The organism is Azonexus sp. (assembly GCF_030824335.1).
In the GTDB taxonomy this organism is placed as follows: Bacteria; Pseudomonadota; Gammaproteobacteria; order Burkholderiales; family Rhodocyclaceae; genus Azonexus.
In genome coordinates, this window is record NZ_JAVBXX010000006.1 from 249646 (window position 1) to 262005 (window position 12360).

10 protein-coding genes and 2 tRNA genes are annotated in these 12360 nt (G+C 56.8%); 3 read left to right on the forward strand and 9 right to left on the reverse strand.

The features are described from left to right. Positions 1–6: 6 nt before the first annotated feature. Positions 7–1311 carry a tRNA 5-hydroxyuridine modification protein YegQ gene (gene yegQ, locus RCI20_RS03460; protein ID WP_306603153.1) on the reverse strand — a complete coding sequence of 435 codons (1305 nt, stop codon included), beginning with the start codon at positions 1309–1311 and terminating at the stop codon, positions 7–9. Between the two features lie 56 nt (positions 1312–1367). Here yegQ and rng point away from each other — a divergent pair, with 56 nt between their 5' ends. The 3 genes from rng to RCI20_RS03475 all read left to right on the forward strand — a co-directional run bounded on the left by rng (position 1368) and on the right by RCI20_RS03475 (position 4223). Next, complete coding sequence (gene rng / locus RCI20_RS03465; RefSeq protein WP_306603154.1) at positions 1368–2831, forward strand: ribonuclease G; 1464 nt, start codon at positions 1368–1370, stop codon at positions 2829–2831. A 19-nt stretch (positions 2832–2850) separates the two neighbouring features. Then, positions 2851–3726, forward strand: a complete 876-nt coding sequence (locus RCI20_RS03470; RefSeq protein ID WP_306603155.1) for a dienelactone hydrolase family protein — start codon at positions 2851–2853, stop codon at positions 3724–3726. 68 nt (positions 3727–3794) lie between these two features. Beyond that, the gene (locus RCI20_RS03475) at positions 3795–4223 is read left to right on the forward strand and encodes a ProQ/FINO family protein (RefSeq protein ID WP_306603156.1); all 429 of its coding nucleotides are present in this window, start codon (positions 3795–3797) and stop codon (positions 4221–4223) included. A gap of 66 nt (positions 4224–4289) precedes the next feature. Here RCI20_RS03475 and RCI20_RS03480 read toward each other — a convergent pair whose 3' ends face one another. The 8 genes from RCI20_RS03480 to ahcY form a co-directional block, all read right to left on the reverse strand. Further along, positions 4290–6056 carry a bifunctional diguanylate cyclase/phosphodiesterase gene (locus tag RCI20_RS03480; RefSeq protein WP_306603157.1) on the reverse strand — a complete coding sequence of 589 codons (1767 nt, stop codon included), beginning with the start codon at positions 6054–6056 and terminating at the stop codon, positions 4290–4292. Positions 6057–6558: 502 nt separating this feature from the next. Continuing rightward, positions 6559–6634, reverse strand: a tRNA-Lys gene (locus RCI20_RS03485). Between the two features lie 14 nt (positions 6635–6648). Then, a tRNA-Lys gene (locus tag RCI20_RS03490) sits at positions 6649–6724 on the reverse strand. Between the two features lie 82 nt (positions 6725–6806). After that, positions 6807–7643 carry an HDOD domain-containing protein gene (locus RCI20_RS03495; protein WP_306603158.1) on the reverse strand — a complete coding sequence of 279 codons (837 nt, stop codon included), beginning with the start codon at positions 7641–7643 and terminating at the stop codon, positions 6807–6809. Positions 7644–7769: 126 nt separating this feature from the next. After that, positions 7770–9107: a hypothetical protein gene (locus tag RCI20_RS03500; RefSeq protein ID WP_306603159.1), complete on the reverse strand. Its 1338-nt coding sequence runs from the start codon at positions 9105–9107 to the stop codon at positions 7770–7772. 105 nt (positions 9108–9212) lie between these two features. Beyond that, positions 9213–10043 (reverse strand): methylenetetrahydrofolate reductase [NAD(P)H], encoded by an 831-nt coding sequence (metF, locus tag RCI20_RS03505; RefSeq protein ID WP_306603160.1) that lies wholly within the window; start codon positions 10041–10043, stop codon positions 9213–9215. Beyond that, the gene (locus tag RCI20_RS03510) at positions 10040–10879 is read right to left on the reverse strand and encodes a TlyA family RNA methyltransferase (RefSeq protein ID WP_306603161.1); all 840 of its coding nucleotides are present in this window, start codon (positions 10877–10879) and stop codon (positions 10040–10042) included. Before RCI20_RS03510 ends, metF begins: the two co-directional genes overlap by 4 nt. 30 nt (positions 10880–10909) lie before the next feature. Then, a complete protein-coding gene (ahcY, locus tag RCI20_RS03515; RefSeq protein ID WP_306603162.1) occupies positions 10910–12322 on the reverse strand; it encodes an adenosylhomocysteinase in 1413 nt (470 codons plus the stop codon). Positions 12323–12360: the final 38 nt, after the last annotated feature.

Here is a 12360-nt window from a genome sequence, read left to right on the forward strand (position 1 = left end):
TGACGGCTAGACGAAACGGGCGACGAAAGCACCGGTTTGATCTTCCGGCAGCGCAATCCAGACCCGGTGGCCGCTGCCCGGTGCGACGCTGATCGGCTGGCCGTTCTTGTCTTCCATGCGCTCGATGTTGAGTTGCAGATTGCCTTTGGGATGCACGGCTTCGATACGGTCGCCGACGCTGAACTTGTTCTTGACCTCGATTTCCATCAGGCCGCGTGCTGCATCGAAACGCACTGCATCGCCGGCGTACTGGCTGCGGTCGGATTCGGAATGGCCGCGCAGGTAGTTCTGATATTCGGCATCGTGGTGGCGCTGGTAGAAGCCGTCGGTGTAGCCACGGTTGGCCAGGTTTTCCAGTTCGGACAACAGTTCCGGATTGAACGGGCGACCGGCCACCGCATCGTCGATGGCCTGACGATAGGCTTGGCAAGTGCGGGCGACGTAGTAGGGGCTCTTGGTCCGGCCTTCAATCTTCAACGAGTCGACGCCGATTTCGACCAAGCGATGTACATGCTCGATGGCGCGCAGGTCGCGGGAGTTCATGATGTAGGTGCCGTGTTCGTCTTCCTCGATCGGCATCAGTTCGCCCGGACGCTGTTTTTCTTCGAGCAGGATTTCCTGATCGCGGTTTTGGTGGAATTTGATCGGTTGACCGCAAGAATCGGTATTGGCGGGCAATTCTCCCCCCGTGGTCGATACCTTGTAATCCCAGCGGCAGGAGTTGGTGCAGCTGCCCTGGTTCGGATCGCGGTGGTTGAAGTAGCCGGAAAGCAGGCAGCGGCCCGAGTAGGCGATGCAGAGCGCGCCATGGACGAAGACTTCCAGTTCGACATCCGGGCATTCCTGGCGGATTTCGGCGACTTCGTCGAGCGACAGTTCGCGCGACAAAATAATGCGGTCAACCCCCATTTTTTTCCAGAAACGCACCGCCGCCCAATTCACCGTGTTGGCCTGCACCGACAGATGGATGACCTGTTCCGGCCATTGTTCGCGCACCATGTCGATCAGCCCTGGGTCGGACATGATCAGCGCATCCGGCTTCAGGGCGATGACCGGCGCCATGTCGGCGAGGTAGGTCTTCAGTTTGGCGTTGTGCGGAAAAATGTTGCTGACGACAAAAAACTGCTTGCCCTGGCCGTGCGCCTCGGCAATTGCCTCGCCCAATGTTTCGATGTGACCGAACTCGTTATTGCGCACGCGCAGGCTGTAACGCGGCTGGCCGGCGTAGATTGCATCGGCGCCAAAGGCAAAGGCCGTGCGCATCATATCGAGCGAGCCGGCGGGGGCGAGAAGTTCGGGGGCCTTGCGCATAGTAGAATCCAGACTTGAGCGGGAGAAACCGCAGAAAACCGTGCATTGTAGAGCCTATGTCCGAAGAAATCCTGATCAACTTCACGCCGCAGGAAACGCGCGTTGCCGTGATGCAACAAGGTGTCGTGCAGGAATTGCACATCGAGCGCACGGCCAGTCGCGGGCTGGTCGGCAATGTTTATCTCGGGCGCATCGTGCGCATCCTGCCCGGCATGCAATCAGCGTTTGTCGATGTCGGGCTGGAGCGCACCGCTTTTCTGCATGTGGCCGATATCTGGTTGCCGCGTGAATCCAGCCAGGAGCGGGCTGGTGAACGGCCGATCGAAAAGATGTTGCATGAAGGTCAGAGCATCGTCGTCCAGGTGGTCAAGGACCCGATTGGAACCAAGGGCGCCCGCTTGTCGACGCAGATTTCGATTGCCGGCCGCATGCTGGTGTATCTGCCGCAGGAAAAGCACATCGGGATTTCGCAGCGCATTGAGGCGGAAGCCGAGCGCGAAATCCTGCGCGAAAAAATCACCCGCCTGGTGCCGGCCGATGAGCCGGGTGGTTTCATCGTGCGGACGATGGCCGAGAATGCCAGCGACGAAGAGTTTGCCACCGACATCGGTTATCTGCGCAAGACCTGGGCCGATATTCGCGACAAGGCGCGCACCTGCGCACCACCCAGTTTGTTGTATCAGGAGTTGTCACTGGGGCAGCGCGTGCTGCGTGATTTCGTCAATCCGGAAACTTCGCGCATCGTGATCGACTCGCGAGAAAACTTCCAGAAACTGAACGGTTTTGCCGAGGAGTACACACCGGCTGTGTTGCCGATGCTGGAGCATTACACCGGCCAGCGTCCATTGTTCGATCTGCATGGCGTCGAGGAGGAAATCCAGAAGGCGCTGGCCCGCCGGGTCGATCTGAAGTCCGGCGGCTATCTGATCATCGACCAGACCGAGGCGATGACGACCATTGACGTCAATACCGGCGGTTTTGTCGGCGTGCGCAATTTCGACGACACGATCTTCAAAACCAATCTGGAAGCGGCGGTGACCATCGCTCGCCAGCTCCGCTTGCGCAACTTGGGCGGCATCATCATTGTCGATTTCATCGACATGGAGAACGAGGAGCACAAGAAGGCAGTGCTCGACGAGTTCAACAAGGCACTGGCGCGCGATCACACGCGTCTTACGGTCAACGGTTTTACGCAGCTCGGTTTGGTCGAGATGACGCGTAAACGCACCCGCGAATCGCTGGCCCATGTGCTGTGCGAGCCTTGCCCGACCTGCGGCGGGCGTGGCGAGGTCAAGACCGCGCGTACCGTGGCCTACGAAATCCTGCGCGAATTGCTGCGCGAGGCGCGCCAGTTCAATGCCCGCGAATACCGGATTCTGGCTGGGCCGGACGTTGTCGATCTGTTCCTCGACGAGGAGTCGCAATCGCTGGCGATGCTTTCCGATTTCATCGGTAAAGCTGTTTCACTGCAATCCGAACCCAGTTATTCGCCCGAGCAATACGACATCGTTCTGATGTAAATCAACCAAGGAGAGAGGCATGGACCACAAAGCAGAATTCGATAGTCTGGTGCCGGCACAAGGCTTTGACCGGCGCAGTTTTCTGGTTACCAGCCTGGGCGCCGGTTTTGCCTTGGCAACCCTGCCGGTGGCCGCGCAGACAGCCATCAGGACAGATGTCGCAGGTTTGTTGGAAGGCGAGGTCAAGGTGCCGGTTGGCGATGGGGAAATGGTGGCCTACCGCGCCGCGCCGGAGGGCGTCGCGAAAGCCCCGGTGGTATTGCTGATCTCGGAAATTTTCGGTGTCCATGAATACATCCGCGACACCGCACGCCGACTGGCCAAGCTCGGCTATTTCGTCATCGCCCCGGAACTGTTCGCCCGCCAGGGCGATCCGCGCAAGATCGACAGCATTGCCGAAATCATCGACAAGATCAGCAGCAAGACGCCGGACGCCGAAGTCATGGCTGATCTCGACGCCAGCGTTGCCTGGGCGGCGAAGCAGGGGGCCGACACGAGGCGCCTGGCGATCACCGGTTTCTGCTGGGGCGGCCGCATCACCTGGCTGTACAGCGCCCACAATCCGGGCGTCAAGGCTGGCGTTGCCTGGTACGGTCGGCTGGTCAGCCCGGTCAATCAATATACGCCGCGCCACCCGATCGACTTGGTCGGCGAACTGAAGGCGCCGGTACTTGGTCTTTATGGTGGGGTCGACACCGGCATTCCGGTGGAAACGGTCGATGCCATGGAAGTTGCGCTGAAAAAGGGCGGTTCGGCGGCGCAGGCTTCGCGCCTCCATCTTTACGATAATGCACCGCATGCCTTTCACGCCGACTATCGGCCCAGTTACCGCAAGGAAGAGGCTGAGGATGGCTGGCGGCGCATGTTGGACTGGTTCCGCAAGAATGGCGTCTGAACGCCATTGCAAGGCACGAAAGGGCGCATTCGTGCTACCCTTCGCGCCTTGATCTGATCGCATTCATTATGACTACTGCTGAATCTGCCACTCCCGCTGCTACTGACAAACCGAATGACATCCGTGCCTTGTTGAAGGATTTGCAAGCGCGTTACGATGTTTTTCGCAACTTTAGCCCGCTCGCCATCGGTATCGACAAGCAGTTGTTTGCCGAATTGCCGGAACTGAGCAAGAAATCTGTTCGCTTGGCCATGCGCAGTCACACCATGGCGACCCGGTATCTGAAGGAAATGGAGAAGGCCACGCACCGTCTGAATCTTGATGGCACGCCGGCCGGTGAAGTGACCGATGAAAATCGTCAGCACGCGACCGAGTTGCTGAAGGAGCGTTTCAAGAAGCAGGCCGAGCAGCGCAAGGCTGTCGAGGCTGCGGCCAAGGCAGAAGCTGTCAAGCAGCAGAAGCTGCAGCAATTGACGGAAAAATTCGCCCGCAAGTAAGTTGACCGCAGAAGCGGGCGTCCAGCCCGCCGGGCGGCATTTCCCTGTGCTTCGATTATTTCAGGATCAGTCCGCCAGGTCGCCGGACCATAAGTCGACTGTTCCATTCAGCGTGCTCGGTTTGTGCGCGCGCAGGAAATCTTCGACCTCGGTGAGCGGTAGCGGTTTGCTGATCAAATAGCCCTGGATCTGGTCACAGCCAACAGAGAGCAGGTAATTCAGCTGGCCTGCTGTCTCGACCCCTTCCGCTACCACGCTTAGCCCCAGTTTGTGGGCCAGGAGTACGGTGACGTCGCAGATGTTCGCATCATTCGGATCGGTTTCAATATCCTTGACGAATGAACGGTCAATCTTGAGTGTGCCGATCGGAAACAGTTTCAGATAGGCCAGGGACGAATAACCGGTACCAAAGTCGTCGATGGCCAGTGTCACGCCGCGCTCGCGAATCGCGTGCATGGTGGCAATCACCGTCTCAACATCCTGCATCACCATGCTTTCGGTGATTTCGAGGTCCAGCAGGTGGGCGGGGAGTCCCGTGCTGGCGAGCACCCGGTCGATCAACTGGGGGACTTGGCCGTACTGAAACTGACGGGCTGAGAGGTTGACCGCAACAGATAGCTCAAGACCCTGGTGCTGGTTGATGGCATGCACGTCACGACAGGCGGTTTCGAGTATCCATTCGCCCAGTGGCAGGATCATGCCGGTTTCCTCGGCCAGTGGAATAAATTCGGCCGGTGACATCAGGCTGCCATTTTCCCGGCGCCAGCGCACCAGCGCTTCAAGGCCGGTGGTTTTGCCGCTGGCCAGATCGATTTTTGGCTGGTAAGCCAATGCAAAGCCGCTGCTGGCCAAGGCCCGGCGCATTTCGCTTTCAATCTGAAAGCGGTTGTTGCTGCTTTGGTTCATCGCTTCCGAAAAGAAGCGGAAGTTGTTGCCACCTGCCTGGCGCATATCATCCAGCGCGGTTTCCACGCAGCACATCAAGCCTTCAAGGGTTTTTGAGTTCTGAGGATAGACGGCAATGCCAATGGACGCCGAGAGGTAAATTTCCTGACCATCGATCAGAAAAGGTGTTTCGAAAGCGCGGGTCAGTCGGCGCGCACCAATTGCCGCGTTTTCCGGCGCGGCAAGATCGGCCAGAATGAAAGTGAATTCGTCCCCGTCATAGCGGGAAATTGTGTCTGCCGAGCGCTCCATCGAATTGTTTTCGCGCGCCATCAGGTCGGTTTTGCGAATGTTTTCGGTGAGTCTGGCGGCAACCATCTGGATCAGTCGGTCTCCTGCGACATAGCCCAGGTTTTCGTTAACTTTGCGGAAGCGGTCCAGATTCAATAACAGCAAACCAACATTGCATTTACGGCGGTCGGCGATGCGGAATTCGTGTTCAAGTCGATTGCGGAACAGCACCTTGTTGGCCAGGCCGGTCAGCGAGTCGTAGTGGGTGCGCCGCTCAAGCTCGGATTCCAGCGCCTTCTGTTCCGTCAGGTCTTCGAACATGGCGACGTAGTTTACGACCCGTCCGGTTTCATCAAGCAGGCGGCTGATGGTCAGGTGCTTGGGATAGGCTTCGCCACTTTGCCGACGATCCCAGATTTCTCCTTCCCAGTAATTTTCCTGTTCCAGCGCATCCCACATCTGCTTGTAGAACGCGGCATCGTGACGCCCCGATTTGCCAATCGATGGCGGTTTGCCTATTGCTTCCTCGCGGCTGAAGCCGCTCATCGCGACGTAGGCGTCGTTAACTTCACAAATTATGTTTTCGGAATCGGTGAATACGACAGCTTGCCGGCAACGTTCCATGACGCGCCGTAGCAACTGAAATTGATTATGCATGTCGCGATGGCCGTTGTCCCTCTGTTTTGGGGCGTCCGGTAGCTGTGTTTCCGTGGCAGTCATATCGGCGATTGTCGCCATACGAACCCGCAAGCCAGCATCCCGGCTAGTGAAGGGCGGGTTGAGTGATGGCGGGTCGATGGGCTAAGCGTTGTCATGCGATTTGATGAAGCAATGGCGAAGATCGGTCGATCGGCTGGCTGGTGCAGAAAATGTTCGCCAATCTCAAGGTTGGAAAGTGTAGCGGGATTGTTGGGGAAGCAGGTAGCTGCTTTTTGTATATGGAGAAATTTTTTATGACGTAGAGAAAAATGGGCCAGCAGCTCTGTATGGCCTGCTGAACTGCTCAACCTGGTTTCTGTGGGAAAAGCAGGAGGGAGGGCAAGCTGCGAGCGATTTTGTGCTTGGTGGCAATTACGGCGCTGTTTGAGCTTTGATAATTGACGACAAATCTGAGCTGGAAACAAAAAAGGCTTGCGCCTAGGCGCAAGCCTTTGAATTCTGGTGGGGCGCGACAGATTCGAACTGTCGACCTACGGATTAAGAGTCCGCTGCTCTACCAACTGAGCTAGCGCCCCAGAATTTTCCTGTTTGGTGGGTCGGGCGAGATTCGAACTCGCGACCAACGGATTAAAAGTCCGCTGCTCTACCGACTGAGCTACCGACCCGGCCCAAGGGAAGCGCGCATTATATTAGCCTGTTTTGAGAACGTCAACGGTGTTGATTGGCTATTGAAATACGACGGATGTTTTAGAAGTGCAGTGCTGCGGCCAGGGATTCAACCTCGGCTGAGGCATCTTCAAGAATGCTGCTCAGCATTGCATCGTCGACCAAGGAGTCTATCAGTCCGGTTGCGCTTCCTGTCGTGAGGCTATCCGCTTCGTATAAAGGCGATTTGGCCGTGGAAAGTTCGTTGGCTAGCAGCAGGGTATCTCCCAAGCTGACGGGAGGGAGGGCGAGAAGTCCCTCCCACATGGATTCGATTGCTCGGGTCGTGCTCTCCGGGATATCCAGCCTCTTGAGAATGGCACGCCCGATGGTCGGTTCTGCCTGTTCAGCCCAGTCGGCAGGATCGCCTTTTAGCAGTCCAGGAAAGTCAGCTGCTCGGGAAATTAGATAGAAGCCGCCAATTTCGTGGACGATTCCGGCAAAAAAAGCGGTTTCAGGATCAAGGTGCGTGATTCTGCGCGCAATGACATGGCACAGGGCGGCGACGTGAGCGGTGTGGTCCCATAGTTTTGCCGTGGCCTCGCGAAGCTCGGCTGATTTTGGTGAGCCTGCCATTTGCCGTGTTGTAATGGCCATTGTCAGTGTGCGCGTTGTGCGCAAGCCAATACGGGATATTGCACTGTGCAATTCGGTGATTTCTCGCCCACTTCGGTTGTAGGCTGCGCTATTGGCAACTGAAACGACTCTTGCGGCAATAAGCGGTTCGCTCTTGATCAGTTGAACTGCCCGCTCTATGTGACAGTCCGGATCGTCTAGCTGGCGCAGTATTTTTAGCGAATTATCCAATCCTGTCGGGAAAGCAAGCTCTCCATTGCTGGCTTGTTCGGCGATCAGGGTGAGTGCTTCAATGCGTTCCATTGTCAGAGCTTACCCCACCCCTGCTGGAAAGTGTGGCTCGGATAGATAGTTTGCATACCTCTTCTGCAATGCCGTCCTGTATTGGGGGTGTTTTCGGGAAAACATGAGAGTTTTTATGCTTCTCGCTCAGACTTGCTGGTATTCCATGCCATTCTGTTGCAAGCCTACGAGATTCACGTTCATGCTTAAACTGGCTACGTCGGAGAGAAATTTGGCTTGACCATTGTTCTCGATATAGTCGATGCAAACGGCTTTTAGATCATCAAACTGGCTGCCGGTGATACTGGGGAGAACATTGTGGATGGTTTGAGCTGCCAAGTCTGTGTTGATGTTGGGTACAAGGTTGTTTTGAATGGCCAATTCAAACAGGGATTGAAGTGAATTGCCTTGGTCCAAAAGCCGAAGAATGGCGCCGCGTGTTGGCAGGTCATTTTCTAGCGCGGGAGCAATGGTCGCGATAAGTTGCATTGTTTCCAGCGCATTGTCCGTGATGTCCCAGGCAATCTTCTTGTCGGAGAAGCGTAGGCGTTCGATCTCTTCGAGGCGGTCAAGTAGCTTGAGCTTGCCGGTGTTATTGTCGGAGAGTTCGATGCTCCATTCGCTGGAAATATTCAACACATTGTCGCCAGCAGGTGAAATTTCGACCTGGTGTTGAGCAAGCGGAATAAATACCTCATCGATACCGCTGTTGCCATCGATCAGGATGCCTGTTTCGGTGGCCCGGTAGACTGATCCATCGGTACTGGTGAATTGGGTATCGTTGTTTTGTGTCCAAAGCGTATAGCTATTGAGCGCGAATAACTCATCGGCTGCGGTGCCACTTCGCTGCTTATCGCCGGAGGATATTCCGACCCGGATACCAGCCGAAATTGGTGGGCCATAGAGATATTGCAGGGCAGCAATGTCGTACGTGCGTAGATTCAGATCATCTTGCCCGGTAAAGTTGTAGGACATGACCGTGTTGCCGGTATTGTCTTTGTCACTTGATAAATAGGGGCCTTCATCGTCGGGCGAATAATGTCCCGGATGCTTGAGGCCCAAGGCATGAAGAATTTCGTGAATGATCGTACTTTGAAAGTTTGATGAGTCAATTGTCTCGTCGTCATAGACGATCTGGGTGACGTATTGACTCAAGCTATCCTTGTATCGATGTTGAGCATATCCCGCCAGATCTGTGGCGGTGATGGAAGACAAACCGAGCAGGATGCGAGCCTGGTTTTCCGGAAGCAGAACGAAATCAACGCCACAAGCCTGTTCGACTAAGGCCAGCGCCTCAAGGATGTTTTGCTCGTAAATATCCAGGTTTTTACTGGTCAACGACTGGAAAGTGGTTTCCGGCCAGTCGCCTGGACGGGAGAGTAAAAAATTGACCCCGATTTGCACGGGCGTGCCAATCGGAAAGTCACTGTTTTTGTAGGTATAGCTGCTGTCCAGCAGGGTTTGTATATCGTTGGTGGTAACCATCTCGGTATCGTTGGCGCGGCAGGGAGGTTAAGTAAATTTGCTCGCAACGCAGATTCCAGATTCGCAATTCTGCTGGAGCAGGATGGAAAACGCTTGACCGTGAAATTACTTCAAACCGAGCCTTTTGCATATCTCGACGGTTAGTGCGGATTGGTTCATCGAGTAAAAGTGCAGTCCGGGTGCTCCCCCCTTTAGCAGGCGTTCGCACAGTTGCGTTACCGAATCTAGGCCGAAGGCGCGAATGGCGTCGGTATCGTCGCCGAAGCTTTCAAATTTCTTCCGCATCCAGCGCGGGATGTCGGCGCCGCAGGCGTCGGAGAAACGGGCGAGTTTGGTGAAGCCGACAATGGGCATGATGCCGGGAATGATCGGTACATCGACGCCAAGTGCTTTTGCTTCGTCGACGAAGTGGAAGTACGCGTCAGCATTGTAGAAATACTGCGTGATAGCCGAATTGGCACCGGCGTTTACCTTGCGCACGAAGGCGTCGAGGTCGTCCTTCGGGCTGCGGGCTTGCGGATGCCACTCCGGGTAGGCGGCGACTTCGATGCTGAACCAGTCACCGGTTTCGGCGCGGATGAATTCGACCAGTTCGTTGGCGTAGCGAAACTCACCGGTTTCAGCCATCCCCGAGGGGAGATCGCCGCGCAAGGCAACGGTGCGCTTGATGCCGGCGGCTTTGTATTCGCCTAGGATTTCGCGGATCGATTCGCGGCTTGATCCGATGCACGAGAGGTGTGGTGCAGCATCGAAGCCTTCGGCAGCAATTTCCTTGACGACGGAGAAGGTGCGTTCGCGGGTCGAACCGCCCGCACCGTAGGTTACGGAGAAAAATTGTGGGTTCAGTTTTGCCAGTTCGGCACGTGTCGACCGCAGTTTTTCAATCCCCTCAGGGGTTTGCGGTGGGAAAAATTCGATGGAAATTTCAGTATTCATTTGTTCAACCAGATGAAGAATTCGCGGTTGCCATCACCGCCGGTAATTGGACTATCCAGCCAGGCTTTTACGGTCAACCCGAGATTTTGGGCATTTTCCCTGAATTTGGCTTCGACGCTACGGTAAAGCGCTGGGTCGCGCACGATGCCACCCTTGCCGATATTGCCCGGCCCGACTTCGAATTGCGGTTTGATCAGCAGCAGCAGATCACCGTTGTTGGCCAGCAGTGCCGGCAACTGCGGCAGGATCAGTGTCATCGAGATGAAGGACACATCGCCGACGATCAGGTCGAAACCATAGTCCGGCATCGCGTCGCCGAGATCGGCTGCGCTCAGCGCGCGACAGTTGATGCCTTCGAGCGCCGTGACGCGGGCGTCGTTTTTCAGCCTGCCGTGCAGTTGACCGTGACCAACATCGACGCCAACGACGCGTTGGGCACCCGACTGCAGCAGGCAATCGGTGAAGCCGCCGGTGGATTGGCCGACGTCGAGGCAAGTCTTACCGGTGACGGCCAGGCCGGTTTCGGTCAGTGCGCCAAGCAGTTTAAAGGCGCCGCGCGAAACGTAGCGGTCATTGTCGTCATCGACTACGGTCAACGCGGCGTCCGGCGGCAATTCAATCGACGGTTTGGCCAGCGGCGCACCATCGAGCAAAACCCGACCGGCGGCGATCAGCTTTTGCGCTTGCGTGCGCGATGTGGCCAGCTTGCGCTGGACCAGCAAGGCATCGGCGCGTTGCAGCCCGCCACGGTCGACAGGTTTTTTTGCGGACTTTTCATCCGCTTTTGCCAGATTTGGCCGCCCACCTTGGCGGGCATGGAAAGAGTTCATGCTCATCGATGGACGGCCTGTTCGGGCTGCTGCTTCTTAGTAGCGGTAGTGGTCGGCCTTGTACGGGCCTTCCTTCGGTACGCTGATGTAGGCGGCCTGTTCGTCGGTCAGCTCGGACAATTGGGCGTTCAGCGTCTTCAGTTGCAGACGGGCAACCTTTTCATCGAGGTGCTTGGGTAGCGTGTAGACGCCGACCGGGTACTTGTTCGAACCCTTGACCGCTTCCGTCCACAGTTCGATCTGGGCGATGGTCTGGTTCGCGAAGCTGGAACTCATCACGTAGGACGGGTGACCAGTACCGCAGCCGAGATTGACCAGGCGACCCTTGGCCAACAGGATGATGCGCTTGCCGTCCGGGAAGATGACGTGGTCGACCTGCGGCTTGATCTCTTCCCACTGGTACTTCTCGATCGAGGCGACATCGATTTCGTTATCGAAGTGACCGATGTTGCAGACGATGGCGTTGTTCTTCATCTTGACCATGTGGTCATGGGTGATGACGTGGAAGTTGCCGGTCGTGGTGACGAAGATGTCAGCCTTGTCGGCGGCGTATTCCATGGTGACGACGCGGTAGCCTTCCATCGCGGCCTGCAGGGCGCAGATCGGGTCGATTTCGGTAACCCAGACCTGGGCCGACAGGGCGCGCATGGCCTGGGCCGAGCCCTTGCCCACGTCGCCGTAGCCGGCGATGACGGCAATCTTGCCGGCGATCATCACGTCGGTGGCGCGCTTGATGCCGTCGACGAGCGATTCGCGGCAGCCGTAGAGGTTGTCGAACTTGGACTTGGTCACCGAGTCATTGACGTTGATGCCCGGGAACTTGAGTTCGCCGCGCGCATGCATCTGGTACAGGCGATGCACGCCGGTGGTGGTTTCTTCGGTGACGCCCTTGATCTGGGCCAGGCGTACGGAATACCAGGTCGGATCGACAGCCAGCTTGGCCTTGATGGCGGCGAAGAGGATGGTTTCTTCTTCCGAACCCGGCTTGGCCAGAATCGAGATGTCCTTCTCGGCACGGGCGCCGAGATGCAGCAGCAGGGTGGCATCGCCGCCGTCGTCGAGGATCATATTCGAGTAGCCGCCATCGGCCCATTCGAAGATGCGGTGGGTGTAATCCCAGTAATCGACCAGGGTTTCGCCCTTGACGGCGAAGACCGGGATGTTCTGCGCGGCGATCGCGGCCGCGGCGTGATCCTGCGTCGAGAAGATGTTGCACGAGGCCCAGCGGACTTCGGCGCCGAGCGCGGTCAGCGTCTCGATCAGCACGGCGGTCTGGATGGTCATGTGCAGCGAACCGGTGATGCGCGCGCCCTTGAGCGGCTGGGTCTTCGCGAATTCTTCGCGAATGGCCATCAGGCCGGGCATTTCGCCTTCGGCAATGAGGATTTCCTTGCGACCCCAGTCGGCAAGGTTGATGTCAGCGATGACGTAGTCTTTGAATTCAGCCACAGTAAGCTCCTAAATAACTGTGACGGGGAGGGGAATAA